The 26,061-nt window shown below is 66.4% G+C and carries 25 protein-coding genes; 14 read left to right on the forward strand and 11 right to left on the reverse strand.

All coding sequences use genetic code 11. The annotated features are described in order from the left end of the window. Positions 1-5: 5 nt before the first annotated feature. The 4 genes from EKM57_RS10285 (at position 6) to mazG (ending at position 3,131) form a co-directional block, all read left to right on the forward strand. On the forward strand, positions 6-782 hold the full coding sequence (locus tag EKM57_RS10285) for a TatD family hydrolase (protein ID WP_129792420.1): 777 nt from the start codon (positions 6-8) through the stop codon (positions 780-782). A gap of 99 nt (positions 783-881) precedes the next feature. After that, on the forward strand, positions 882-1,646 hold the full coding sequence (locus EKM57_RS10290) for an MBL fold metallo-hydrolase (protein WP_129792687.1): 765 nt from the start codon (positions 882-884) through the stop codon (positions 1,644-1,646). A 23-nt stretch (positions 1,647-1,669) separates the two neighbouring features. Further along, complete coding sequence (locus tag EKM57_RS10295; RefSeq protein ID WP_243450986.1) at positions 1,670-2,239, forward strand: TIGR02281 family clan AA aspartic protease; 570 nt, start codon at positions 1,670-1,672, stop codon at positions 2,237-2,239. Positions 2,240-2,363: 124 nt separating this feature from the next. Further along, positions 2,364-3,131, forward strand: coding sequence for a nucleoside triphosphate pyrophosphohydrolase (gene mazG, locus EKM57_RS10300; RefSeq protein WP_129792422.1), 768 nt, complete (start codon positions 2,364-2,366; stop codon positions 3,129-3,131). 34 nt (positions 3,132-3,165) lie between these two features. Here the strand turns inward: mazG and hflX are convergent, their stop codons facing one another. The 5 genes from hflX to dusB all read right to left on the reverse strand — a co-directional run bounded on the left by hflX (position 3,166) and on the right by dusB (position 9,934). Further along, a complete protein-coding gene (hflX, locus tag EKM57_RS10305) occupies positions 3,166-4,473 on the reverse strand; it encodes a GTPase HflX (RefSeq protein ID WP_129792423.1) in 1,308 nt (435 codons plus the stop codon). Next, positions 4,470-4,967: an RNA chaperone Hfq gene (gene hfq, locus EKM57_RS10310; protein ID WP_129792424.1), complete on the reverse strand. Its 498-nt coding sequence runs from the start codon at positions 4,965-4,967 to the stop codon at positions 4,470-4,472. The genes hflX and hfq overlap by 4 nt, the downstream gene beginning before the upstream one ends. Before the next feature lie 126 nt (positions 4,968-5,093). Then, positions 5,094-6,482: a sigma-54 dependent transcriptional regulator gene (locus tag EKM57_RS10315; protein WP_129792425.1), complete on the reverse strand. Its 1,389-nt coding sequence runs from the start codon at positions 6,480-6,482 to the stop codon at positions 5,094-5,096. A gap of 4 nt (positions 6,483-6,486) precedes the next feature. Next, a complete protein-coding gene (locus EKM57_RS10320; RefSeq protein ID WP_243450987.1) occupies positions 6,487-8,721 on the reverse strand; it encodes an ATP-binding protein in 2,235 nt (744 codons plus the stop codon). Between the two features lie 214 nt (positions 8,722-8,935). After that, positions 8,936-9,934, reverse strand: a complete 999-nt coding sequence (gene dusB, locus EKM57_RS10325; protein WP_129792689.1) for a tRNA dihydrouridine synthase DusB — start codon at positions 9,932-9,934, stop codon at positions 8,936-8,938. A gap of 64 nt (positions 9,935-9,998) precedes the next feature. Here dusB and EKM57_RS10330 point away from each other — a divergent pair, with 64 nt between their 5' ends. Further along, positions 9,999-11,165, forward strand: coding sequence for a bifunctional 2-C-methyl-D-erythritol 4-phosphate cytidylyltransferase/2-C-methyl-D-erythritol 2,4-cyclodiphosphate synthase (locus EKM57_RS10330; RefSeq protein WP_129792426.1), 1,167 nt, complete (start codon positions 9,999-10,001; stop codon positions 11,163-11,165). Further along, positions 11,162-11,695: a CinA family protein gene (locus tag EKM57_RS10335; protein WP_129792427.1), complete on the forward strand. Its 534-nt coding sequence runs from the start codon at positions 11,162-11,164 to the stop codon at positions 11,693-11,695. Before EKM57_RS10330 ends, EKM57_RS10335 begins: the two co-directional genes overlap by 4 nt. Here the strand turns inward: EKM57_RS10335 and EKM57_RS10340 are convergent. Both EKM57_RS10340 and lipA read right to left on the reverse strand, forming a co-directional pair. Then, positions 11,635-12,117, reverse strand: a complete 483-nt coding sequence (locus EKM57_RS10340; protein WP_129792428.1) for a type II toxin-antitoxin system RatA family toxin — start codon at positions 12,115-12,117, stop codon at positions 11,635-11,637. The genes EKM57_RS10335 and EKM57_RS10340 overlap by 61 nt on opposite strands. A 7-nt stretch (positions 12,118-12,124) precedes the next feature. Further along, a complete protein-coding gene (gene lipA, locus EKM57_RS10345; protein WP_129792429.1) occupies positions 12,125-13,069 on the reverse strand; it encodes a lipoyl synthase in 945 nt (314 codons plus the stop codon). Positions 13,070-13,158: 89 nt separating this feature from the next. Between lipA and EKM57_RS10350 the strand changes: the two genes are divergently transcribed. Further along, the gene (locus EKM57_RS10350; RefSeq protein WP_243450988.1) at positions 13,159-13,797 is read left to right on the forward strand and encodes a carbonic anhydrase; all 639 of its coding nucleotides are present in this window, start codon (positions 13,159-13,161) and stop codon (positions 13,795-13,797) included. A 12-nt stretch (positions 13,798-13,809) separates the two neighbouring features. Here EKM57_RS10350 and EKM57_RS10355 read toward each other — a convergent pair whose 3' ends face one another. From EKM57_RS10355 to EKM57_RS10365, 3 genes are all read right to left on the reverse strand, one after another. Then, positions 13,810-14,403: a peptidylprolyl isomerase gene (locus EKM57_RS10355; RefSeq protein WP_129792431.1), complete on the reverse strand. Its 594-nt coding sequence runs from the start codon at positions 14,401-14,403 to the stop codon at positions 13,810-13,812. After that, the gene (locus EKM57_RS10360; protein ID WP_371414133.1) at positions 14,403-15,809 is read right to left on the reverse strand and encodes an amino acid permease; all 1,407 of its coding nucleotides are present in this window, start codon (positions 15,807-15,809) and stop codon (positions 14,403-14,405) included. The genes EKM57_RS10355 and EKM57_RS10360 overlap by 1 nt, the downstream gene beginning before the upstream one ends. An 89-nt stretch (positions 15,810-15,898) precedes the next feature. Then, the gene (locus EKM57_RS10365) at positions 15,899-16,471 is read right to left on the reverse strand and encodes a CAP domain-containing protein (RefSeq protein WP_129792432.1); all 573 of its coding nucleotides are present in this window, start codon (positions 16,469-16,471) and stop codon (positions 15,899-15,901) included. Positions 16,472-16,638: 167 nt separating this feature from the next. On the opposite strand from EKM57_RS10365, the gene EKM57_RS10370 reads away from it, so the two are divergent. The 3 genes from EKM57_RS10370 (at position 16,639) to EKM57_RS10380 (ending at position 18,505) form a co-directional block, all read left to right on the forward strand. After that, complete coding sequence (locus EKM57_RS10370) at positions 16,639-17,226, forward strand: PAS domain-containing protein (RefSeq protein WP_165357335.1); 588 nt, start codon at positions 16,639-16,641, stop codon at positions 17,224-17,226. Between the two features lie 94 nt (positions 17,227-17,320). Continuing rightward, positions 17,321-18,046 (forward strand): NYN domain-containing protein, encoded by a 726-nt coding sequence (locus EKM57_RS10375; protein ID WP_129792434.1) that lies wholly within the window; start codon positions 17,321-17,323, stop codon positions 18,044-18,046. Between the two features lie 3 nt (positions 18,047-18,049). Continuing rightward, on the forward strand, positions 18,050-18,505 hold the full coding sequence (locus tag EKM57_RS10380; RefSeq protein ID WP_129792435.1) for a GNAT family N-acetyltransferase: 456 nt from the start codon (positions 18,050-18,052) through the stop codon (positions 18,503-18,505). A gap of 16 nt (positions 18,506-18,521) precedes the next feature. Here the strand turns inward: EKM57_RS10380 and ettA are convergent, their stop codons facing one another. Further along, on the reverse strand, positions 18,522-20,201 hold the full coding sequence (gene ettA / locus EKM57_RS10385) for an energy-dependent translational throttle protein EttA (protein WP_129792436.1): 1,680 nt from the start codon (positions 20,199-20,201) through the stop codon (positions 18,522-18,524). A gap of 104 nt (positions 20,202-20,305) precedes the next feature. Between ettA and EKM57_RS10390 the strand changes: the two genes are divergently transcribed. The 4 genes from EKM57_RS10390 to EKM57_RS10405 all read left to right on the forward strand — a co-directional run bounded on the left by EKM57_RS10390 (position 20,306) and on the right by EKM57_RS10405 (position 26,011). Further along, positions 20,306-21,691: a M20/M25/M40 family metallo-hydrolase gene (locus EKM57_RS10390; RefSeq protein ID WP_129792437.1), complete on the forward strand. Its 1,386-nt coding sequence runs from the start codon at positions 20,306-20,308 to the stop codon at positions 21,689-21,691. 146 nt (positions 21,692-21,837) lie between these two features. Then, positions 21,838-23,730, forward strand: coding sequence for a TonB-dependent siderophore receptor (locus EKM57_RS10395; protein ID WP_206185392.1), 1,893 nt, complete (start codon positions 21,838-21,840; stop codon positions 23,728-23,730). Between the two features lie 92 nt (positions 23,731-23,822). Continuing rightward, positions 23,823-24,275, forward strand: a complete 453-nt coding sequence (locus EKM57_RS21845) for a YfiR family protein (RefSeq protein ID WP_165357337.1) — start codon at positions 23,823-23,825, stop codon at positions 24,273-24,275. Then, on the forward strand, positions 24,272-26,011 hold the full coding sequence (locus EKM57_RS10405) for a response regulator (protein ID WP_129792440.1): 1,740 nt from the start codon (positions 24,272-24,274) through the stop codon (positions 26,009-26,011). The genes EKM57_RS21845 and EKM57_RS10405 overlap by 4 nt, the downstream gene beginning before the upstream one ends. The last annotated feature ends 50 nt before the right edge of the window (positions 26,012-26,061 follow it).

The following is a 26,061-nucleotide window of genomic DNA, read 5'->3' on the forward strand; positions in this document are numbered from 1 at the left end:
CGAGCATGTTCATCGATAGCCATTGCCATCTCAACTATAAGGGCCTGGTCGAGGACCAGGCCCAGGTGCTCGCCCGCGCGCGCGACGCGGGCGTGACGGCGATGCTCAACATTTCGACCCGGGCAAGCGAATGGGATGCCGTGATCGGCACCGCCGAGCGCGAGAGCGACGTCATGGCGTCGGTCGGGATCCATCCGCACGAGGCGGACGTCCATCCCGACGTCGAGGCCGAGACCCTGGTGGCCAGGGCCGAGCACCCGAAGGTGATCGCGATCGGCGAGACGGGCCTCGATTATTATTACGACCATAGCGACCGGGCGCGGCAGCAGGAGAGCTTCCGCGCCCATATCGCCGCGTCGCGCGCAACAGGCCTCCCGCTGATCGTCCACACTCGTGACGCCGAAGAGGACACGCTCGCGATCCTCGGCGAGGAGATGGGGAAGGGAGCCTTCCCCGGCGTTATCCACTGCTTCACCGGCAGCGCCGATTTTGCCGACGAGATGCTGGAGCTCGGCTTCTCGATCTCGATCTCCGGCATCGTCACGTTCAAGAATGCCCGCGACCTGCAGGAGACCGCCCGGGCCTTGCCGCTCGACCGGCTGCTCATCGAGACAGACTCGCCGTTCCTCGCGCCCGTACCCCACCGCGGCAGGCCGTGCGAGCCCGCCTTCGTGGCCGACACCGCGCGCTTCCTGGCGGAGCTGAGGGGGGAAAGGCTGGAGACGCTGGCCGAGGCGACGAGCGAGAATTTCCGGCGCTTGTTCACGAAGGCGGCCGCATGAGCAGCGCGGTACGCGCCTTGCCGGGCGCGAAGCGCATCGGGATGGGCCGGTGCGGCCTTGCCCGCAAGCCGGAGCCACGTCCCGCTGACGGAGGCCGTCATTAAGGTCCGTCTCCTCGGCTGCGGCACGTCATTCGGCGTGCCGCGCGTCGGCAACGACTGGGGTTCCTGCGATCCGGCGGAGCCTCGCAACCGCCGCCGCCGCGTCTCGATCCTTGTCGAAGAGGCTGGCAAGCGGATCCTGGTCGACACCAGCCCGGACCTTCGCGAGCAGCTGCTCGACGCCGAGGTCGGCGCACTCGATGCCGTGATCTGGACGCATGACCATGCCGACCATTGCCACGGCCTCGACGACCTTCGGGCCGTCTTTCACGCCCGCGGCGGGCCGATCCCGGGCCATGCGCGACGTCAGACGCTCGAGGCGCTGCGGAACCGCTTCACTTATGCCTTCGAGGGCAGGGGAGGTTATCCCGCGATGATCGCCGGACAGCTTCTCGCCGACCGCCTCACCGTCGGACCGATCGAGGTCGGAGTCGTCGACCAGCCGCACGGCGCGATCACCAGCGCCGGCCTGCGATTCCAGGCGGGAGGGCGGTCGATCGGCTATTCCACCGATTGCAACGATTTGACGGACGAGATGATCGCTCTGTTCCAAGGGGTCGACCTGTGGATCGTCGATGCGCTTCGCCGGCGGCCGCACCCGACCCACCCACATCTCGAGCGGACGCTGGAATGGATTGGCCTGATCCAGCCGCGCCGGGCTATACTGACCCACATGGACAACAGCATGGACTACGTCGCCTTGGCAAGGGAGCTTCCGGACGGAGTCGAGCCCGGCTATGACGGTCTTGAGGTCTCGCTATGAGCAGCGGCGATCAAGCCGTTCATTTGATTTATCTTCTTGGGGTCCTTGTGCTGGTCGGCAGCGCCCTGGTGGTGCGCCGGATCCCGATCGCCCAAGGGCTCAAGATGTTCGTGGGCTGGGTGCTCATCTTCAGCGTCGCCTTCGTCGTCTTCACCCTCAAGGACGAGTTCCTGGCGCTCGGAAACCGCGTGCTGGTCGAGACCCGCGGCGGGATCGCGCAGGTCGCACCGGGCGAGATCCGCATCCGCCAGGCGCCGGACGGGCATTTCTGGGTGACCGCAGAAGTAAATGGCGAGCCGGTCCGCTTCCTGGTCGACAGCGGCGCCACGACGACGAGCCTGTCGCGCGACGCGGCCGAACGGGCCGGCATCGAGCCCAGCTCGGGCTTCCAGGCAATGGTGCGCACGGCCAATGGTATCGTCATGGTCGATCGCGGCCGCGCGGAGCGGATGAAGATCGGGCCGATCGAGCGCCAGAACGTCGCCGTGCACATCTCGGACGCATTCGGCGACATGAACGTCATCGGCATGAATTTCCTGTCGACCTTGTCCGGTTGGAGCGTCGAAGGCCGGACCCTGGTGATGCGTTCGTGATGGGAGTCGCGGCCTTGGAGTTGTCGGGACGTCTTGGATGCCGCCGATCGCTGGCATGACGGGGGGAGTTCGCCTTCCTTGAATCAATCCGGATTTTACATAATGTATATTATCGGACTTTCAGATGGATGATTCCCCGAAGGCCCCCGCTGGCGAAGCTTTGGCCGAGCTGGCCCAGATCATGGCGCGGCTGCGCGATCCCTCGACCGGCTGCGAATGGGACCGAGTCCAGACCTTCGAGACGATCGCGCCGTACACGATCGAGGAAGCCTATGAGGTCGACGACGCAATCCGCCGCGGCGACATGGGATCACTGAAGGACGAGCTCGGCGATCTCCAGCTCCAGGTCGTCTATCATGCGCGCATCGCCGAGGAACGCGGCGCTTTCGACCTTGGTGACGTCATAACGGCAATTGCCGCCAAGATGGTCCGGCGCCATCCGCACATCTTCGGCGACGCTTCAGCGAGCCCGGGCTGGGAGACCTTGAAGGCGGCCGAGCGCGAAGCCGATGCCGATCCGAGCGCGCTGGCCGGAGTCGCCCTCGCCCTTCCCGCCTTGAAGCGCGCCGAGAAGGTACAGCGCCGCGCCGCCCGAGTGGGCTTCGACTGGCCCGACAGCGAAGGCCCGCGCCTCAAGATCGACGAAGAACTAAGCGAGATCGAGCGCGCCGAAAGCGACGAGGAGCGCGCCGCCGAGATCGGCGACCTCCTGTTTGCCGTCGTCAATTATGCCCGCCACCTCGGCGTTAATACGGAGACGGCGCTGCGTGAAGCAACGGCCCGGTTCGAGCAACGCTTCCGCAAAGTGGAAGAACTGGCCAACAAACCTTTGAATGAAATGGATATTGATGGACTGGAGGCGCTTTGGCAGCAGGCCAAGAAGCTGGTCTGACGCGCTTTCGTCATTGTCGATCGATCGGGCCGCTCTATGCCCGCTCGGCCTGCCTCGCCTCGAACCTCGACCAGTCGGCATCGGACAGTCGCACCTCGAGGCGGGTTTCGAGACCTTCCTGATGCTGCTCCAGCACCTCGCCATGGGCGTGGAGCCAGGCTATCGCGCTGCCGTCGCCCGTCGGGATGGTGATGCTGCGCACCGGCGCGCCCTTGCGCAGATGGGCGGCGACGCAGGCAAGCAGGTCGTCGACCCCGGCCCCCGTCAGCGCCGAGAGGACCACGACGTCCTCGCGCCTCCCCGCTTCGGCCCGAACCGCCTGGGCCTCTTCCGGTCCTAGCCGGTCGATCTTGTTCCACGCCTCGATCATCGGCGCGCCGATCTCGCCGGCTGCGCCGATTTCTTCGAGCACCTGCTCGACATCGCCCTGTTGCGCCTCGCTGTCCGGATGGGAGATGTCGCGGACGTGGACGATGAGATCGGCCGAAACCACTTCCTCAAGCGTCGCCCGAAATGCGGCGACGAGCTGGGTCGGAAGGTCTGATATAAAACCGACCGTGTCCGACAGGATCGCCTTGTCGAGACCGGGCAGGCCGATCTCCCGCATCGTCGGATCCAAGGTGGCGAACAAAAGGTCCTCGGCCAGCACCTCGGCACGGGTGAGGCGGTTGAACAGGGTCGACTTGCCGGCATTGGTGTAGCCGACCAGCGCAACGACCGGCCAGGGCGCGCGCTGGCGCCTGGAACGATGCAGCGCCCGCGTGCGCGATACCTGCTCCAGCTCCCGGCGCAGCTTGGCCATCCGGTCGCGGATCAGCCGCCGGTCGGCCTCGATCTGGGTTTCGCCCGGACCGCCGAGGAAGCCGAAGCCGCCGCGCTGCCGCTCGAGATGGGTCCACGAACGCACCAGCCTGCCCGCTTGATAGTCGAGATGCGCCAGCTCGACCTGCAAGCGCCCCTCCGCGGTCGCGGCACGTTCGCCGAATATCTCGAGGATGAGGCCGGTCCGGTCGATCACCTTGGCCTTGGTCCGCTCCTCCAGATTCTTCTGCTGGATCGGGGAGATCGCGCCGTCGACGATGAGCAACTCGGCTTCGGCCTGGCGCAGCGCGTCGGCAATCCGCTCGACCTGGCCCGGCCCGAAAAGCGTCGCCGGGCGCGGCTGGCGGATGCGCAGCGGGAGCCGGTCTTCGACCCTTATCCCGATCGCCTCGGCGAGGCCGGCGGCCTCGTCGAGACGCGCCTCGACATCGCGCGTCGCCCCCTGCCCGAAGTCGGGGAGGGCTATGACCGCACGGGCGCCGCGGGCGAATTCCGTTTCGTCGCGATCGAAGACGCTCAGGCGCTCGACTCCTCGCCTTGGGCATCGGCCAGATTGACCGGGCGCTCGGGCTGCACCGTCGAGATGGCATGCTTGTAGACGAGCTGGGACAAGCCTTCCCGCTCGAGCAGCATGCAGAACAGGTCGAAGGCGGCGATCTCGCCCTGCAGCATGACTCCATTCACCAGGAACATCGTCACCGGCTCGCCTGCGCGCCGCACCGCCGACAGGAAGACTTCCTGGAGCAAGGCAGGCTTCTTCTTCTCGAGCTGCTCGTCGAAAGCCTGCTGGAGGTCGCTGAGGTCGATCGGCTGGGCCGGCATGATCGTCGAGATGGCGTGCTTGTAGATGAGCTGCGCCTGCCCGTCCCGGCGCAGCAGCACCGAGAAATTATCGAACCAGGTGATGATACCCTGAAGCTTCACGCCCTTGACCAGGAACATGGTCACCGGGGTCTTGGTCCGGCGGAGCGTGTTCAGAAACATGTCCTGGAGGTTGTTGACCTTCTCGGCCATTTCTCATTCTCCCGGATCGGCTTTGATGCGGATCCCTTGTTGCAATATCACGCGCCTTGCCCCGATGCCATCCGGACAAGGCCGTGTTCGTGGTCGTTTCGGCGGCGTGCGGGTCGCCCCCCTTCCCTACTCGCCGCCGTCGCCGCGCGTTTCGCCGAGGCCGAGCGCCTTCAGCTTGCGGTGCAGCGCCGACCGTTCCATGCCGATGAAGTTGGCGGTCCGCGAGATGTTGCCCGAGAAGCGGCGGATCTGCACCCGCAGATATTCGCGCTCGAACGTCTCGCGCGCCTCGCGCAGCGGCGTGCCCATGATTGCCTTCACCGCCTCGCTCGGCGTCAGCTGGGCCTGGTCGCTCAGTATTTCGGGTGGCAGCATGTCGATGTCAATCGAACCGAGCCTTTCTCCCGGCGCGAGAATGATGGTCCGCTCGATCACATTCCTGAGCTGGCGCACGTTGCCCGGCCAGTCATAGGCCTGAAGTGCCGCCATGGCGTCGGCGGAAACTTCCGGCGTCGACACCCTGCGGTCGGCGGCATAGCGGGCGGCAAAATGGATGACGAGTTCGGGAATGTCCTCGCGCCGCTCGGCCAGCGCCGGGAGATGGACCGGGACGACATTGAGCCGGTAATAGAGATCCTCCCGGAAGCGACCCGCAGCGATTTCCTCGCCCAGATCGCGCGCGGTGGAGGAAACGACCCGCATGTCCACCTTGACCGTGCGCTGGCCGCGGACCCGGGTGAAGCTCTGATCTGTCAGGACCCGGAGGATCTTGCCCTGGGTCGACAAAGGCATGTCGGCGATTTCGTCCAGGAACAGGGTTCCGCCATGCGCCTGCTCCAGCATGCCGGGACGGGCGAGCTCGCCCCCGTCTTCCACGCCGAAAAGCTCCTCCTCGACCCGCTCGGGAGTCATCCTCGCGGCGGTGACCACGATGAAGGGCCCGCGCGCGCGCGGGCTCCAATTGTGGAGCAGCCGTGCCGCCACTTCCTTGCCGACACCGGCGGGCCCGGAGATGAGCACACGGCTGCCGGTCGCTGCGACTCGCTTCAAGGTCGCGCGGACATTGTTGATCGCCGCACTCGAGCCGGTCAGCTCCATTTCGTTGCCGACCTGCAGACGGAGCGCCTCATTCTCGCGGCGCAGGCGATCGGTCTCGGTCGCACGGGTGACCAGATGGACGAGGTGCCCTGCCTCGAACGGCTTTTCGATGAAGTCGACCGCGCCCTGCCGGATCGCGGCCACGGCGGTATCCAGATTGCCATGGCCCGAGATGATCAGCACCGGCAGCGTCGGATCCCGTCGCTTGATCTCCTCGAGCAGCTGGAGTCCGTCCAGCCGCGATCCCTGCAGCCAGACATCCAGCAAGGCGAGCGACGGCCGCCGCTCGGCCAAGGCCTGGAGCGCGCCGTCGCTGTCCGCTGCCGTGCGGGTCGAGAAGCCTTCGTCCTCGAGAACGCCCGAGACGAGGTCCCGAATGTCCTGCTCGTCGTCAACGATGAGAATGTCCAAAGCCATAGGTTCAGCCGCTCGCCACGCTTTCTTCGGAATGGAGACCATGGGCGCCGACAAGCCGGCCGAGCGCCTCCTGGTCGAAATGGAACCGGACCAGCGATCCGCCGCCAGGCCGGTCCTCGAACTCGATCTGTCCGAAATGCTCCTCGACAATCTTCTTCACGATGGCGAGGCCCAGGCCGGTGCCCTTGGCCCGGGTAGTCATGTAGGGCTCGGTCAGCCGGCCGCGCTCGGCCGGCAGGCCCACGCCGGTGTCGGCCACCTCGATGACGATCCGGCGGTCCGTCTCGCATATTTTCATCGCGATGCGGTCGGGAGCCTCCCCTTCTCCCGCAGCGCCGGCTCCGTTTTCGAGACGGGCCGCGGAGCCGCCTCGCTCGTCACGCTTCTGCTGGATCGCCTCGACGCCGTTCTTGACCACGTTGGTCAGGGCCTGGCCGAGCAGCCGGCGGTCGCAGACCAGCATGGGTGACGGATCGGGCACGTCGAGCGAGAAGTGGATCTCCGGATGAGCGACCTCGTGCAGGAACAGGGCCTGCCGGGCGATCTCGGTCACCGGCTCCTCGCGGAAGGCTGGCTTGGGCATGCGGGCGAAGGACGAGAATTCGTCGACCATGCGGCGAAGGTCCCCCACCTGCCGGACGATCGTCCCGGTCAGCCGCTCGAAGGTCGAGGGGTCTGACGTCACCTCGGTCGCATAGCGCCGCTGCAGCCGTTCGGCGGCGAGCTGGATCGGGGTCAGGGGATTCTTGATCTCGTGGGCGATGCGCCGGGCGACGTCGGACCAGGCAGCCCGTCGCTGGTCCAGCAACTGCTCGGTGATGTCGTCGAAAGTCAGGACATGGCCACCCTTCACCTTGACCGTCTTGACGGCCAGCGTGCGCGGCTCGCCACGCGAGGCGAACTGCACGACGTCCTCGCGCGAGTCCGCAGCGATCTGCCGGTCGAGTTCCGGTGCCAAATCCGCCAGCTTCTGCCCGACCGGGCTTTCCCCGCTGGTCTTCAGCAAAGCCTCCGCCGAGCTGTTGATCAGCCGGACGACATGGTCGTCGTCGACCGAGATGATGCCGGCCGTGACTCCGGCCAGAACCGCTTCGGTGAAGGCGCGGCGGCTTTCGAGCTGGGCATTGGCAGCGACCAGGGCGCCGGTCTGCTCCTCCAGGCGCCGGGTCATACGGTTGAAGGCGTCGCCGAGCGTGCCGATTTCGTCCCGAACCAGCGAGGCGGGCACGCGCGCGGAAAGATCGCCGGCGGCGACCCGGCGTGCCGCGTCGACCAGTTCCCCGATCGGCCGGATGAGCCGGTCGGCGAGCTTCAGCGCGATCCAGATGGCGAGCGCCACGATCAGCAACGAGACGAGCAGCAGGATGGCATTGAATCGAAGCTGCAGGTTGCGCGAACGCTCCGTCAGCGCGCGATAATCCTCGAGCACGGCGGCGCCGCGGTTGATCTGCTGGATCAGCTGGGGCTCGAACACGCGCGCCGCGTAGAGATAGGTGTCGCTGCCGGCGGGAAAGCGCGTGACCGCGCCGATCCGGTCGTCGTCCTGGAAGGCGACGCTGGGCCGATCGCCGGCGAGGCGGCCGAGTATCTCCGGCCGGACCGCATTCTCCAGCGATCGCTCGTAGGGATCGACCAAAGCGAGCGACTGGACGCCATGCTCCGGCGTCACCCGCATGAGGATCGCTTCGGACAGGTTGCGGTAATAGACCTGGCGGGCGAAGAATTCGGTGAATTCCAGGCTGTCGGCCGGATATTCGGAAAGGAATGCGGCAAGATCGGACGCCATGGTGAGCGTCTCTCGGTCGACTCGATCGAGCTCCTGCTGATAGCTTTCCTGCGCGATCGTCGAGGCATTTTCGAGCATGCCTCGTGCCCGGTCGGAGAACCAGAAGGCCGTGCCGCTCTGAAACAGGAAGGACGCGAAGATGACCACGAGCAGGGTCGGCACGGTCGCGAGCACCGAGAAGAGGGCGACCAGGCGAACGTGCAGGCCTCCCCTGCCCCCCATGGGCGAGCGGGTCGCGCGCCGCATCGCCACCCTGCGGGCGATCAACACCATGAGGGCGGTGGCCGGCACGAGGTTGGCCACGAGAAGCCCGGCCACCATCGGTGGCGTCAGGAGCTCCTCGGCTTCGCTGTAGCCAGAGAGGATCAAATAGCTGACCACGGCGGTGGCGATGAGCGCCGCGATGGCGCCGACCTCGACGAGAGGGATGACGCCGCTTCGTCGCAGGATCACCGACAGGCGTCGCCGCCACCGCGGCCGGGAATCGACAGGGATCGCTGCTTCGGCATTCACCCTGCGGCTCTAGCACAACAATGTGGCGCAAAGAACACAGTGAATGGGGTCGTCTGCCGCAATTCGGGCCGGATCCGTCTCCGAAACGCTCGAGAAGTCTCCGCTGGAGACCGGCCCACGGCGCGGCCGTGCCTGCCGGGGACGCTCCCGATTTTCAGGCGGCGGCGCGGCTCAGCCAAGGCGCGTAGAATTCGCGCAGCATCGCCTTGGCCCGCACAGGATCGGCTTCCTTGTTGAAGGCGTTGCGGAACTCGGCCGATCCGTGCAGGCCCTTCGTATACCAGCCGATATGCTTGCGGGCGCAGTTGACGCCGATCACCGGGCCGTAGAGCGCGAGCATCGCCTCATATTGTTCCAGGATAACGGCATATTGCTCTTCCAGGCTCGGGTCCGGAAGGCAAACGCCGGTCGCGAGCCAATGCATCACCTGGCGCAGCAACCAGGGTCGGCCATAGGCACCGCGGCCGATCATGACGCCGTCCGCACCCGACTGGTCGAGCGCAGTCTCGGCGTCCTCGATCGACTCGATGTCGCCATTGGCTATCACCGGAAGGTTCACGGCCTCCTTCACCTTGCGGATGAAGCGCCAGTCGGCCTCGCCCTTGTACATCTGGCAGCGCGTGCGGCCATGGACGGTGATCATCCGGATGCCGAGATCCTCCGCGATCCGCGCGAGTTCGGGCGCATTCAGGGACGCATGGTCCCAACCCATCCGCATCTTGAGGGTTACGGGCACATCGACCGCCTTCACCGTCGCGTCGATGATCCTCGCGGCAAGATCCAGGTCGCGCATCAGCGCCGATCCCGCGTCGCCATTGACCACCTTCTTGACCGGGCAGCCCATGTTGATGTCGATGATCGCCGCGCCGCGGTCCTGGTTGAGCTTCGCCGCCTCCGCCATCTCGACCGGCGAGCAGCCGGCGAGCTGCATCGACACCGGCTCCTCGGACGGATCCCAGGCCGCCTTCTGGAGCGACTGGCGCGTCTCGCGGATCGCCGCCTGGCTGGCGATCATCTCGGTGACGGTCAGGCCAGCGCCGTAGCGCTTGACGATCCGCCGGAACGGCATGTCGGTGACTCCGGTCATCGGCGCGAGGATGACAGGCGTCTGGATTCGGACCGGGCCGATGTCGATGGGTGTCAGGCGGCTCATGGAAAGGGCGAGATAAGGTGGATGGTGCTGGCGGGCAAGCTCGCCCTCCGCTACCAGCCCCGTCATGGACGCGCCGGGAAGGATCGTAGCCCTGGTCGTGGCGGCCGGCAGCGGCAGCCGCGTCGGCGGCGGGGTCCTGCCCAAGCAGTATCGGCGCCTCGCCGGCAAGGCGGTGCTGGCTCACGCCGTCGCCCATCTGCGACATCCGCGCATCGACGAGATCAAAGTCGTGATCGGGACCGGCCACGAGGCATTCTATCGGGAAGCGATCGGCGCCCTCGCCCTCCCCCACCCCGTCATCGGCGGCGAGACTCGCCGACTATCGGTGCGTAATGGCCTCGCGGCCGTCGCGGCCGAGGGCGGCGCGAGCCAGGTGCTGATCCATGACGCCGCCCGGCCCTTCCTCCCGCCCCCGGTGATCGACCGACTGCTCGGCGCGCTGGAAAGTCATGGCGGCGCGGTACCGGTGCTGCCCGTGGTCGACACGCTCGCCGCGGCGGACGGGAGGTTGGGGCACAGCGTCCCGCGCGAGGGCCTGGTGCGGGTGCAGACGCCACAAGCCTTTCGCTTTGCCGAAATCTTTGAGGCGCATGAGAGCTGGAATGGACCCGAACCGACCGACGACGCCCAAATGGCACGCGCGGCCGGAAGCGCCGTCGCGACGGTGGACGGAGATTCGATGCTCGAGAAGCTGACCTACGAATCCGACTTCGTGCGGGCGGAGGCGAGGCTGGGCGCGCGCATGACCAGCCGGACCGGCCTCGGCTTCGATGTCCATGCCTTCGGGCCTGGCGACGGCGTCTGGCTCGGCGGCGTGCACGTGCCCCACGATCGAGGCCTCATCGGTCACAGCGACGCCGACGTCCTGCTTCATGCCCTTACCGATGCCCTGCTCGGCGCGATCGGCGCCGGCGACATTGGCGACCATTTTCCGCCAAGCGACCCGCAATGGCGAGGCGCGCCGTCGGCCCTTTTCCTGGAACGGGCCCGCGACCTCGTCGAACGGGCGGGCGGCCGCATCGATCATGTCGATGGGACCATCGTCAGCGAAGCGCCGCGCGTCGGCCCTTACAGGGAGGCGATGCGCCGGCGGATCGCCGACTTGTTGCGGCTGCCGCTCGGGTCGGTTAGCGTCAAGGCGACGACGACGGAACGGCTCGGATTCACCGGCCGCGGCGAGGGAATGGCCGCTCAGGCGGTCGCCACGATCAGTCTCCCGGAGGCGTCATGAGCGACAATCGCGACTTCATCCTTCCCGCCGAGCTGGACGATCTGGCCCGGCGCGTGATCGAGGAAAACCGCGCCGCAGGGCGCACGATAGCGGTAGCCGAAAGCTGCACCGGCGGCCTCGTGGCGGCGGCGCTGACCGAGATCGCAGGCAGTTCCGACGTCTTCGACAGCGGGTTCGTCACTTATTCCAACGAATCGAAGATTCACCTGCTCGGAGTCAGCCAGGAGGTGATCGCGACGTTCGGCAGCGTTTCGGTCGCGACCGCCTGGGCGATGGCGCAGGGCGTGATCGCCCGCACGGGCGCCGACGTCGCGGTAGCGATCACCGGCGTGGCCGGGCCGGGCGGCGGTTCCGAGAAGAAGCCGGTCGGCACGGTCGTGTTCGCGCGGGCGCAGCGGGACTCGGACCCGGAAGAGATTGTCGCAGACCGCAAGGAGTTCGGCGACCTTGGGCGCGCCGGAGTGCGGCTTCAGGCCGCGCTCTGCGCGCTCGAATTGCTGCTCCCCGTGCCCGACGCGCCGGCGCCGTAGAGGTCATGGGCGCGTTCCTCGAACGCGCCGATCATCCGGCGTAGCGCCCGATCGAACATCTGCCCCGCCAGCGCCTCGAAGATACGGCTGCGGAAGGCGAAATCGACGCAGAAATCGACGCTGGAGCCGCCCTTGCCGTCCGGAACGAACTTCCAGTTGTTGTGGAGATATTTGAGCGGGCCCTCGATATAGTCGATCTCAATCTCTTCGGGCCGGCGCTTGTGGACCTTCGACGTGAAGGTCTCCTTGAGCGCGCGGAAGCCTACGGCGAGATCGGCGACCATCTCGGTCTCGTTGTCGGACCGCACTCGGACGGCGGCGACCCACGGGAGGAATTCCGGATAGCTCTTCACGTCCGCCACCAGATCGAACAATTGCTCGGGCGTGTAGGGCAGGTTCCTTCGCTCGGTATGACGGGGCATGAAACGCCTAAGAAGTGGTCGCCAGTTTCGCCTCTCGCGCCGCCTTGAGCTTCGCGAAATCGTCGCCGGCATGATAGCTGGAGCGGGTAAGCGGGCTGGCGGCGACCAGAAGGAAGCCCTTGGCGCGGGCGATCGCGGCATAAGCGGCGAAAGCCTGCGGCGTGACGAATTCCTGGACGCTCGCATGCCGCGGCGTCGGCTGGAGATACTGGCCCATGGTCAGGAAGTCGACGTCGGCCGATCGCATGTCGTCCATGACCTGATGGACTTCGAGCCTTTCCTCGCCCAGCCCCGCCATCAGGCCGGATTTTGTAAAGATGGTCGGGTCGTGGCGCTTGACGCTTTCGAGCAGGCGCAGCGATGCATAGTAGCGGGCGCCGGGGCGGATGGTCGGATAGAGCCGCGGGACCGTCTCGAGATTATGATTGTAGACGTCCGGCCGCGCCGCGACGATCTTCTCGACCGCCGCCTCGGACTTGTTGCGGAAATCGGGAGTGAGGATCTCGATCGTCGTCCCAGGGGCGTTGCGGCGTAGCGCCTCGATCACCCGCACGAATTGCATCGCTCCCCCGTCGGGAAGATCGTCACGATCGACCGAGGTCACTACGATGTGGCTGAGCCCGAGCTCGGCCGCCGCGACGGCGACATGCTCCGGCTCCAAGGGGTCCACCGCGCGCGGCATCCCCGTCTTCACATTGCAGAAGGCACAGGCCCGCGTGCAGGTGTCGCCGAGGATCATCACGGTGGCGTGCTTCTTGGTCCAGCACTCGCCGATGTTCGGGCAGGCCGCCTCCTCGCAAACCGTGGCGAGGTTGAGGCGCCGCATCAGCTTGCGCGTCTCCATGAATCCCGCGCTCGTCGGCGCCTTCACCCGGATCCAGTCCGGCTTTCGCTGTCTCCCGTCGCTCCGTCCCGGGACGGAGGGTATGGAGATCGGATCGGCTTCGCTCATGGTGGGCGAGATAGCGATGTCGGGGCTCACTTGCCACCCCTCGCCTCCCCCGGCTAACCGCGGCTCGAGTCTTGCCGAGGAGAATGCGCTTGCCGGGAGATATCAACGAGCTGATCGAAGGCTATCGCCGCTTCCGCCGGTCGGGCTGGGCGGCGCAGCGAGAGCGCTGGGCCGAGCTGGCCGAGGGGCAGCGGCCGAAGGTGATGGTGATCGCCTGTTCCGACAGCCGGGTCGATCCCGCCCAGATCTTCGACGCCCGGCCCGGAGAGATCTTCGTCGTCCGGAACGTCGCAAACCTCGTGCCTCCGTTCGAGACGGACAGCGCCTATCACGGCGTCTCCGCCGCGCTGGAGTTCGCCGTCACGCAGCTCGAAGTCGAGGACGTGGTGGTGATGGGCCACGGCTTCTGCGGCGGTTGCGCGGCGGCCCTGACCGGACAGTTCGACCATGCGGGACACGGCGAGGGCCAGTTCATCGCGCACTGGATCGGCATGCTGAGCGCCGCCCGCGAATCGATCCGTTCGCGCCATCCCAGCCTGGACCGCCAAGCGTTCCTTGAGATGGAACTTGAAGGCGTCCGCCTATCTCTCACGAACCTGAGGACATTTCCATGGGTACGCGAACGTGAGGAGACCAAGCGGCTCAGCCTGCACGGAGCCTATTTCGCCATCGACAACGGGATCCTGCACGTCCTCGATCCCGCGAACGGGGAATTCGTCCCCGTCTGAGGCGGGCAAAGGCTATGGCTGGCGTCGTGCGGTGACGATGCGGATGCGGGGATCGAGCATCTGGCCACGCATCACGCCCTCGCCCTCCGTCGGCGAAGTCGGCGATTCCAGGATCCGGCGAACCACGTCCATCCCTTCGACCACCCGGCCGAACACCGCGTAGCCGAGCCCATCCCCACCCGATCCAGGGCCCGCGTCCAGGTATAGCTGGTCGCCGACCATGATGGTGAAGTCGCCCTGAGCGGTGCCCGGCGCGAAGCGCGGCACCGAGACCGCGCCATCGACGTGACTTAGTCCGGTCTGGCTCGTCGGCTCATGCGCGATGGGCGGAAAGAGCTTGTTGCCGTCGCGCACGCCACCTTGAACCAGCCCCGCGCCCTCGCCGGTGCGCATGGCGCGGTAGAATTCCATTCCATCGAGGCGCTGCGCATCGACATAGCGCAGGAAGTTCGCCGAGGTTATCGGCGCGCGCGCCGGATCGACCTCGATGACGATGGTTCCGGCGCTGGTCTCCAGCGCTACCCGCACCGGGACCCTATCCGCGGATTGCGCGAGAGCGGAACCGCCATGCATGCCAAGCAAAACGCAGAGCAGCCAGCGCCACATCAGACCGCGCTCCCCGCGACGCTGCGCCGCGCGCCGTAGAGGAAGTAAATCGCAAAACCGATCAGGTGGGCACCCAGGAACCAGAGCTGCGTGCGCTGCGGCAGGCTGTAGAACAGATAGAGGCAACCGAGAATCGCAAGCAGGCCGACCGCCCAAGGCCAGGGCGTGCGGAAGGCGCGCGGCGCGTCCGGAGCGCGCCGCCGCATCACCAGCATGCATATCGCAACGGCGACGAAGGCCGTAAGCGTTCCAGCATTGGCGAGCGCCGCCAGCTCCGCGAGCGGCACCACGCCCGCGAGGAAGGCGACGATCACACCGGTGAACAGGGTGATCCGTACCGGCGAGCCGCGCCCCGACACGCGCGCAAGAGTCGGCGGGAGCAGCCCGTCACGCGCCATGACGAAGAAGATCCGGCTCTGGCCGTAGAAGAAAGCGAGAATGACGGTCGGCAGCGCGATCACCGCCGAAGCGGCGAGGTAGCGAGCGGCCCCCGGCTGCCCGATCTCGCGAAGTATCAAGGCGAGCGGCTCGGGGCTGTCGGCGAAGCGGATATAAGCGAGCGCGCCGATCGCCGCCGCCGCCACCGCCATGTAGATGAGGACGCAGGCGACCATCGATCCAACGATTCCGATCGAAAGATCGCGCTCCGGATTCTTCGTCTCTTCGGCTGCGGTGGCGATCGCGTCGAACCCGTAAAAGGCGAAGAAGATGATCGCGGCGGCGGCCATCACGCCGACTTCCGCGCCGGGCGGGCCGCTCTTGCCGAAGCCGAAAGGCATGAACGGATCGAAATTGTCCGGGTTGAAATAAGGCAAGGCGACCGCGACGAAGACGATCAGGGCGACGATCTTCACGATGACCAGGAGCGCGTTGAAATTAGCGCTCTCGCGCACCCCGTAGATGAGCAGGCCAGCGATGACGGCGATGATGAAGATAGCGGGCAGGTTGACGATCCCGCCCAGTTCCGGTCCCTGGGCGAGCGCCATGGGAAAGCCCAGCCAGTCATGGAGCAAGGGCGCGGCATAGCCCGACCAGCCGACCGCGACTGCGCTCACCACCAGCGAATATTCGAGGATCAGGCTCCAGCCGACGAACCAGGCGAGCAACTCGCCCAGCACGACATAGGTGTAGGTATAGGCGCTTCCCGAGGCGGGGATCATCGTCGCCATCTCCGCATAAGCGAGCGCCGCCGCGGCGCAGATGATCCCGGCAATGGCAAAAGAGAGTATCACCGACGGACCCGCCTTGGCGGCCCCCACACCGATCAGCGTCAGGATGCCGGTGCCGACGATCGCCCCGACACCGAGCGCGATCAGATGGGGCCAGCCGAGCGAGCGCTTCAGCCGATGCTCCGGCGCCAGGTCCTCCTCGGACACCAGCACCTTGCGCGCATTCCATCTTGCCACCGGACCCCTCCCGCTTGGTTCGCAGCGCCACCTTCAGCGGGTTGAAGCCGGCCGGACAAGAGGAAATTGGCACGGACTTCCGGAGAAGCTCAGGGTACGCGCTGACCGACGACATTGCCGGGCGGCGCGTAACGGCAGATCAGGAAGTCCCAGCGGCGCGAATGATGAAGGGCGCAACCGATCCGGGTCGATGCGGCCCAGATCATCTGCGTGTAATGGGCGACATCGCTCCAATGACCGCTGCGGCTGACGTCCGGAAAACTCCCGGGCGTGAACAAGGCCTTCTCTCCCGCCCAGCTCCCGATCATCTCTTCGAGGCTGTACGCGCCCCGCGTCCCCATCCATAGATTCTCGCCCTGCCCCGGCCGGCTTTCCGGCGGCGAATGCGCCAGCCGGCCTCGCCGCGCCAGCGCCGGTCCATAAGCGGCCGCCGCCGAGGCAAGCCCGGGATCCCAAACCAGCGGCGGCGCGCCGACGGCGGCGCGCTCGCGATTGTGCAGCGCCACGAGGCGCGGGCCGAAATTGGAAAGATCTTGCGGCCCCAGACCGGCCGGACGCTCGGTGCGGACCATCGCTCCCTCGGCCCAGGGCGGGCGTCCGTCGCCGCAGGCCGCGGTGGAGAGAGCGGCGAAAGAGATTGCGAGGACCAAATGGCGAGTCATGACGTTTGCACTCCGGGTTCAGAAAATCGGCAGTCGTCCTTGCAGTTCCGGAGACGCCCTGCCGTGACATCAGGACTAGATAGCGAGCATTCCGTGCTTCTGCAGGGAACCTCGATGCCTGATCTGAGTTAATTCCCGACCAGACGGGGGTCCTGAAAGCCTTGAAAGTGACTGATCTCGAGCTCGATAGCGTTCACGCCCACGCGACGCCGGATGAAATAGCGGACCTTACAGTGGCCGCGCTGCGTGACGGCTCCTCCGGTCTGCAGGCGCTGCTCGACGAGCTCTCCTCGCCGATTTACGTTACCGATGCCGACGGCTGGGTCACCTTCTTCAACCGGGCCTGTGTCGACTTCGTGGGCCGCACGCCGGTACCCGGGCAGGACCGTTGGTGCGTCAGCTGGCGCCTTTACACGGAAAGCGGCGCCTTTCTTCCTCACGAGAACTGCCCGATGGCGGAAGCCATCCAACAGCGCCGCCGGATCCGCGGCGTGGTGGCCGTGGCCGAGCGGCCGGACGGCAGCCGCGTCATGTTCGCCCCTCACCCGTCGCCCGTCACCGATGCGGACGGCACGCTGATCGGAGCCGTGAACATCCTCATCGACGTCACCGATCATCGACAGGCGGCCGCGCTGCAGGCCCAGGCGCTACGCTGCCGCCGCCTCGCCCAGTCGGTGACCGACCTTCGGACCGTCGAAACCCTGAGCGACATGGCGCTGGAATATGAGGAAAAGGCCCGCCGCCTGTTCCGCTGAGCGTCACGCGGCCGGCACGTCGGAAGTTGCGCCTGAAAATGGCACGGCAAAGAGCGGGATTGGTAGCGCCCCGCTCGAACGCTAAAGCCTGAGCATGAACGAAGACCCTTTGCTGCGCGGCCGCAACGTCGCCTTGCTCATCGACGCCGACAATGCCTCGCCCGACAGCCTCGATCCGGTACTGACCATCCTGGCCGAGCTCGGCACCGTGAATATCCGGCGCGCTTACGGGAATTGGCAGAAGCCGGCGCTGAAAGGATGGGCCGCGATGACCCATCTGCATGCGATCGAACCGCAGCAGCAGTTCGACGTTACGAAGGGCAAGAGCGCGACCGACATGAAAATGACGATCGACGCCATGGACCTGCTCTATCGCGGCCACGTCCACGGTTTCGGCATCATGTCGAGCGACAGCGACTTCATGCCGTTGGCGATGCGCATCCGACAGGACGGCGTCCCGGTCTATGGCTTCGGCACCGAGAAGACCCCCGTTTCCTTCAAGGAAGCGTGCACCCGCTTCATCGACGTCTCCGCGCTGGTGTCGAGGGGCGCCACCGAAGCTCCGGCCGCGGCCGAGACGCGGCCGACGGTGTCTGTCGACCGCGCCCTTCGCAAGCTGTTGCGGGACGCCATCGACGCTTCCAAGCAGGACGGGAACGGCTTTGCGAGCCTTTCCGAAGTCGGCCAACGCGCCGGCAACCGCTCCTCCTTCGATGCGCGCACCTACGGCTTTTCGCGCTTGTCGGACCTGATAGCGTCGATTCCCGAATTCGAGGTCGAGCGACGGGAAGCCGGCGTCTTCGTTCGAAGCGTGGCCTGAACGATGGTCATTGTCGCTCCGCTCCGGTCCGACGACTGCGCAGAGTGGGAGGTCTTGGCCCGCGGCTATAAGGACTTCTACCGCGATCCGCGCCCGGACGAGGATTATCGTCGCACATGGGACCGGCTGATGGCCGGCGGAGACGTGCACGGTCTCGGCGCCAAGGTGGACGGCCGGCTTGCCGGAATCGCCCACTATCTGTTTCACCCCACCGTCTGGCTCGGCGAATCCTGCTACCTGCAGGACCTGTTCACCGCTCCGGACGCGCGCGGCCGCGGCGTCGCCCGGGCGCTCATCGAGGCCGTGGCCGACGCGGCCCGATCGCGGGGCGCGAGCCGGTACTATTGGCTAACCGCGCAGGACAATCGGACGGCCCGTTCGCTCTATGACAAGGTCGCGCGATTCAAGGGTTTCGTGCGCTACGAATATGAGCTGGTCGGAAGCGGCCGGGACAGCTGATTTCCGGCCCTCCTCGCTACCGAGTCAGCTTCTTGTAGGTCATCCGATGCGGCCGGTCCGCCTCCGGACCCATGCGGCGGCGCTTGTCTTCCTCGTAATCCTGGAAGTTGCCCTCGAACCATTCGACATGGCTGTCGCCCTCGAAAGCGAGGATGTGGGTCGCCAGGCGGTCGAGGAAGAAGCGGTCGTGGCTGATGATCACGGCACAGCCGGCGAAATTCTCGAGCGCCTCCTCGAGCGCACGCAGGGTCTCGACGTCGAGATCGTTGGTCGGCTCGTCGAGCAGGAGGACGTTGCCGCCCTCCTTCAGCATCTTGGCGAGATGGACGCGATTGCGCTCGCCGCCGGAGAGCTGCCCGACCTTCTTCTGCTGATCGGGTCCCTTGAAATTGAAGGCGCCGACATAAGCTCGCGTTCCAAGCTCATGCTTTCCAAAGCGAAAGACGTCGGCGCCGCCGGAAATCTCCTCCCATACATTCTTGTTGGGGCTCAGATGGTCGCGCGACTGATCGACATAGCCGAGATGCACGGTCGGGCCGATCTTGACCTCGCCGGCATCGGGTTGCTCCTGGCCCGTGATAAGCCGGAACAGAGTGGTCTTGCCGGCACCGTTCGGGCCGATCACGCCGACGATGCCACCCGGAGGGAGGCTGAAGGTCAGGTCCTCGAACAGCAATTTGTCGCCATAAGCCTTGGTGACGCCGTTGACGTCGATGACGTTGCCGCCGAGCCGCTCAGGCACCTGGATCAGGATCTGGGCCTTGCCGGGCGTACGATTCTCCTGTGCCTCGACCAGTTCGTCGAAGGCACGGATGCGGGCCTTTGACTTGGCCTGTCGCGCCTTCGGGGATCGCCGGATCCACTCCAGCTCGTCGTTGATCGCCTTCTGGCGGCCGGCTTCCTCGCGCTCCTCCTGCTCGAGGCGCTTGGCCTTCTTCTCGAGATAGCCGGAATAATTGCTCTCGTAGATGTAATAGCGGCCGCGATCGAGCTCCAGCACCCAGTTGACCACATTGTCGAGGAAGTAGCGGTCGTGGGTGACCAGGATGACGTTGCCGGGATAGTCGATCAGATGCTTTTCGAGCCATTGGACGCTCTCGGCGTCGAGATGGTTGGTCGGCTCGTCGAGCAGCAGGATGTCGGGCTTCTCGAGCAGGAGCCGGGTCAGCGCCACTCGGCGCTTCTCGCCGCCCGAGAGGTTGGTGACTGGGCTGTCGCCCGGCGGGCAGCGAAGCGCATCCATCGCGATTTCGAGCTGGTTGTCGAGCGTCCACCCGTCGACGGCGTCTATCTTCTCCTGGAGCTCGCCCATCTCGCTCATCAGCGCGTCGAAATCGCTATCTTCGGGCGGATCGGCCATCATCGCGCTGATCGCATTGAAGCGATCCATCATGTCCGCGACCGGACGGACCGCTTCCATGACGTTCTCCTTCACCGTCTTGGTCGGATCCAGCTGCGGCTCCTGCTCGAGATAGCCGACGCGAATCCCCTCGCCCGGCCAAGCCTCTCCGACAAACTCCTTGTCGCGGCCGGCCATGATCTTCATCAAGGTCGACTTTCCCGAACCGTTCGGACCGACGATGCCGATCTTCGCGTCGGGATAGAATTGCAGGTGGACGTTGTTGAGGACGGGCTTCGGGGCGCCGGGAAAGGTCTTGGAGAGGCCTTTCATCACGAAGCTGTACTGTGCGGCCATGAGGCGCTCGGTCTCCAGATTTCAGGTTGTACGGAATTCGCGCCGTTACGTAGTGATGCGCCGTGGGATTGGCAAACGCGCAGTGGCTGCTTAAGCCCCGACGCATGAACAAGCTCATCCTGGCCGCTCTTGCTCTTCCCTCGCTCGCCTTCGCCGCACAGCCGGCTCCGACAGGCTCCCAGCTCCCGATCGACGAACAGGCCGAACGGCTGCGCGATGCGGCACTGTCCGACGATCTCGCCTGGACCATCCTGGAAGGACTCACCACCGAAGTCGGGCCACGACAGGCCGGCACCGAGGCCGAGGCGCGGGCACGCAGCTGGGCGGTGCGGCGCCTGACCGAGCTGGGCTTCAGCAACGTCCGGATAGAGCCCTTCGAAATGCCGGTCTGGGTACGAGGCGAAGAGCGCGCCGAGATCGTGTCGCCCTTCCCGCAGCCCCTCGTCGTCACGGCGCTCGGCAATAGCGGCGCGACTCCCCAGCGGGGCGTGGAGGCCGAGGTGATCGGCTTCGACAGCGAGGCCGCGAGCGAGGAAAGCGTCCGCGGCAAGATCGTCTTCATCGACCACGGCATGGCCCCCACCCAGGACGGCTCCGGCTATGGCCAGTTCGGCGCACCGCGCCGCCAAGGCCCGTCGATCGCCTCACGCAAGGGCGCCGCAGCGATCGTCATACGCTCGATCGGCACCGACTATCACCGCAACCCGCATACCGGCGTTCAGATGTGGGCCGAGGGCGTCCGGCCGATCCCGGCCGGGGCGCTCACCGTTCCCGACGCCGAGCAACTTCGGCGAATCCTCGCGCGCGGCCGACCGGTGCGGATGCGCCTGACCCTCACGCCGCGAAACACCGGTCGTCACGAGTCGGGCAATGTCGTCGCCGAAGTGCCGGGCAGCGACCCGTCGGCGGGCGTCATCACCATTGGCGGCCACCTCGATAGCTGGGATCTCGGCACCGGCGCGCTCGACAATGCGGCCGGCGTGGCGATCACGACCGCCGCGGCGCACCGCATCATGCAGGCCGGCCGCCCCCGTCGGACTATCCGCGTCGTCCTGTTCGGCGCCGAGGAGGTAGGCGGCGGCGGAGGCGACACGCATTTCGCGCTCCACCGCGAGAACGGAAACGTGGTCCTAGTCGGCGAATCCGATTTCGGCGCTGACCGGATCTGGCGCGTGGACTTCAATCTCGCGCCCGAGAACGAGGCTCTGGCGGATCGAGTCGCCGCGCTTCTCGCGCCTCTGGGGATCGTTCGCGGCCGCGACCGCGCCAATGCCGGTGCCGATTTGGGCGCTTGGCCGACCTCAGGCACTGCGGCAATCGACCTCAACCAGGACGGCACGCGCTATTTCGATTATCATCACACGCCGGACGACACGCTCGACAAAGTCGATCCGACACAGCTGCGTCAGAATGTCGCCGCCTGGACGGCGATGCTCGCGGTGGTGGCGAACGCGCCGGAGGCGATCGGCCCCGTTCCGGCGGCGCCCTGATCACGCTCCGGCCGACGCACGCCCTGCCGGCCGTGCCGAGGCTGGAACCATGATCGGGGGGCAACGGTTTCGGTACCGAAACTTGACCATGCTGGCGGCGCGGCCGACGGATGCGGCGCCGGGGGCCAATCGGCGAGGCGGCGATGGTGGCAAATATTCCCTATGCAGCATTCCTGCTCGCACCGGCGATAGCCTTGAGCGCCGCGCCGGCGACAGCGGCTGAAGAAGCCGAAACGGCGCAGGACCTCCTGGAGCTGTCGATCGAGGAGTTGGCGCGTATTCCCGTCCAGTCGGCCTCCAAACAGGACGAGCCGCTGAGTGCCGCGCCAACGGCGCTTTACGTGATCACCGGCCGGGAAATAGAAGCGTCGGGCGCACTCTCGATAGCCGAGGCGTTGCGCCTCGCGCCCAACCTTCAGGTCCAGCAGGTCGACGCACGCCAATATGCCGTCACCGCACGCGGCTTCAACGGCATCGAAAGCGCCAACAAGCTGCTGGTGTTGATCGACGGCCGCACGATCTACTCGCCGCTCGCGTCCACGGTCTTCTGGGAGCTGCACAATTTACCGGTCGAGGACATTCGCCAGATCGAGGCTATCAGCGGCCCGGGCGGAACGCTCTATGGCCCCAATGCCGTCAACGGGGTCGTCAGCATCGTCACGCGTGACGCGCACGATACGCTCGGAGGTTTGGTTCGCGCCACGGCGGGCGAGCAGGAGCAGACTGCCGCCGTGCGCTACGGAACGCCGATCGGGACAGAGGGAGCGGCCCGCTTCTATCTTCACGTCTTCAATCGGGATGGTCTGCCGCGCGGAATGGCCCCGGATCTGGACGACCGCTTTCAGGGATGGCAAGGCGGCTTTCGCGCCGATTTCGCCCGAGGCGCCGATCATTTGACCCTCCAGGGCGACCTTTTCGACACCGATTCCAACGCGCTGCCGGGCGACGGCGACCGCGGCCACAATCTGCTCGCGCGCTGGACGCGCGCCTTTGCTGCCGATTCCACACTTCGGGTCCAAGCCTATTATGACTGGGTCGAGCGCGATTTTCTGCTGACCCACGACTCGCTCCAGACCTTCGACGTCGAAGCACAGCTCAACCAGCGCATCGGCGGCCACGATCTCGTCGTCGGCGCCGGCCTGCGCACGACACGCGACGAGTTCATCAACAATCTCAACGAATTCGAACTCGATCCTGTGCGCAAGCGCCTCTGGGTCATGAACGCCTTTGTTCAGGACAGGGTCGCGCTCACCTCGGACCTCTCGCTTGTTCTCGGGATCAAGGCGGAGCAGACCAGCTTCACCGGGATCGAGCTCCTCCCCAACGTGCGCGTCGCGTGGCAGCCGGATGAGCGGACGCTGCTTTGGGGCGCCATCTCACGCGCGGTGCGCACGCCGTCGAGGATCGATCGGCAGCTCGCCAACTTGCCGTTCCTCGCCCCCGCGCCCGACTTCGTTTCGGAGAAGCTGGTCGCCTTCGAGGCAGGCTATCGCGGGCAGCCCACCGAGCGTACGTCGCTGTCGGTCTCGGTCTTCTTCAACATCTATGACGATCTACGGTCGGCCGAGCCGGCGCCCGACGGCGGCTTACCGATCCGCCTTTCCAACGGTTGGAAGGGCCACAGTTACGGCGTCGAGGCGTGGAGCAGCACCCAGCTGACCGCCTGGTGGCGTGTCAATCTGGGCCTCGCGACCTTGTGGAAGGACTTCGAGCTCAAGCCGGGGCGGATCGACCTGGCTGCCGGAGGCTCGCTCGGCCACGATCCGGAGTATCAGCTCCTCGCACGAACCCAGATGGACGTCGCCCAAGGGTTGCGATTGGATGCCGGGCTCCGCCGGGTCGGTGAATTGGAAGCGACGCCGGGGATCGGCGGTTATGTCGAGGCGGATGCACGACTCGGATATCGGGTGAGCGAGGATCTCGAACTTTTCGTCGCCGGCCGCAACCTCCTCCACCGCGACCATGCGGAGAGCGACGACGTGCAGCGTGGGCAGGCCGCCGAGCGCAGCCTCCTTGCCGGGACAAGGGTGACGTTTTGAAGTGGCGACGGCTCCTGCCGAGCCTTGCGGCCTGCGTGCTGGCCCTCGTGCCGAGCGCCTCCACGTCCGCGACGCAGCCAAGGGAGGTGGCGGTGAAGGCTGCCTTCATTCCGAAGTTCGCCCGCTACGTCGAATGGCCCGCTCCCGTTCGACCTGCCGAGCGAGACCCGTTCGAGCTCTGCGTGATCGGCCACGATCCGTACGGATCCTTGCTCGACCGCGCTGCGGCGCGCGAGGCGATCGAAGGTCGTGAGATCGTCGTCCGGCGCCTTCGGACCGCCGAAGGCGCGGCAAGCTGCCATCTTGCCTTCGTACACGGCGCATCCCCGCCGGAAACCGGCCGGCTCCTGGTCGCTTTGCGCGGCCTGCCGATTCTCACCATCACCGACAGCCGTGCAGGCCCGGTGCGCGGGATGATCCACTTCACGACGGTCGGCGGCCGGGTCCGCTTCTTCATCGACGATGCCGTGGCAGCCGAGCGCGGACTTTCGATAAGCTCGCGGCTCCTCGCCCTCGCCCTGGGCGTTAGGCAGAGACGGTCATGAAACACCTTATCGGCCTCTCCGCGACCCGGACCAATGCGCCCACGGCGATCATCGCGGTCGTCGCATTGCTGCTTCTCGCCGGCATCGGAATCATCGTCCAGAACGAGGCCGCCTATCGCGAGCTCCAGGGACAGGAGGTGCGCGTTCAGGCCGAGATCCTTGCTGAAAGCGTGGAAGCCGCGCTGGATTTCGGCGACGCGCAGGCGGCCCAGGGCGCGGTGGAGGCGATCCGCGTCAACCGCCAGGTGCGAACCGTCGGGGTTTACGACGCCGCTGGCGCGCTCGTCGCAGGCTATGGACGCGACGGCGACGCACCGCCCCCGACGCGCGACGTGCCTTATGCCTCCACCCGCGGCGCCGTCGCCTCGATCGTGCCGGTCGAAAGCGGCAGCGAACGGATCGGGTCGGTGTTCCTCGCTGCCGATCCCGAGCCGCTGTCGAGCCGCCTCACCCGCTATCTGGTGATGGCCCTGCTGGTGCTGATGGCCGTCCTGGTGATCATCGTCCTCGGGATAGGACAGAATGCCCTTCGCCGCGCAAACCGAGAGCTGGAGGAGCGGGCGGAGGCGCTGGTCGGCGCGAATGCCGAGCTCAAGGTCCAGATAGCCGAACGCGCCCGCGCGGAGGACCAACTCCGCCAGGCGCAGAAGCTGCAGGCGCTCGGTCAGCTCACCGGCGGGATCGCGCACGATTTCAACAATTTGCTGACCGTCATTCAAGGGTCGGCCGACATGCTTCGGCGCCCGGGCATCGAGGAGGCCAAGCGTATGCGCTTCGCCGAGGCCATCGCCCAGGCCGCATCGCGCGCGGCCGCACTCACCGGTCAACTGCTTGCCTTCGCGCGACGGCAGCCGCTGCAGCCCGAGGTGCTCGACGTCAATGCCCTGATCCGGGGCATGATCGACCTTTTCGACCGGACCCTTGGCGAACGGATTTCGGTGATCACCGATCTCGCTTCCACCGCCTGCGCGGTCGAGGCCGACCGCGCCCAGCTCGAATCCGCCTTGCTCAACATCGCCGTCAATGCGCGCGATGCCATGCCCGAAGGCGGCACCCTGAAGATCGCCACCGAATCGCGCCCAGACGGTGAGTCGGGGCGGATGGTCGCGATTGCCGTGACGGACAGCGGCGAAGGCATGGACGCCGAGACGCTCGCCCGGGCCATCGAGCCCTTCTTCACCACCAAGTCGACCGGCAAGGGCACGGGCCTCGGCCTCAGCCAGGTCTACGGCTTCGCGACCCAGTCGGGCGGCGACGTCCGAATCGACAGTGCGCCGGGCAAGGGGACGACCGTGACCTTGCTGCTGCCGTGCAGCCGGGCCTCGGCCTCTGCCCAAGAAGAAGATCAAGGGGCGCGGTTCCAGGCGAAGCGCACTGGCCGGGTCCTGCTTGTCGAGGATAATGACGAAGTCGGCGAGTTCGCCCACAGCCTGCTGAGCGAGATCGGACACCATGTCGAATGGGTGAGATCGGGCGAGGAGGCGCTCGAGCTGATAGAAAGCCGCGACTTCGACGTCGTTTTCAGCGACGTCGTCATGCCGGGGATGAGCGGTCTCGAGCTGGCCGAAGCGCTGAGACGATTGCGGCCGGGCCTCCCCGTCATCCTCACCACCGGCTACAGCGACGAGATCGCCGCGACCGGCGCCGGCGGCCGGCCCGTCATCCTGAAGCCCTACCGGCTGGAAAACCTCGCGGCAGCGATCGACCAGGCGCTAGACGGCCGCGAAAAGGAATGAGGGGCTGGTATTGACATCAATGTCAGCGGGCGTCATTTTCGTCTTTTCGA

Source organism: Sphingosinicella sp. CPCC 101087 (assembly GCF_004151485.1).
GTDB lineage: Bacteria > Pseudomonadota > Alphaproteobacteria > Sphingomonadales > Sphingomonadaceae > Allosphingosinicella.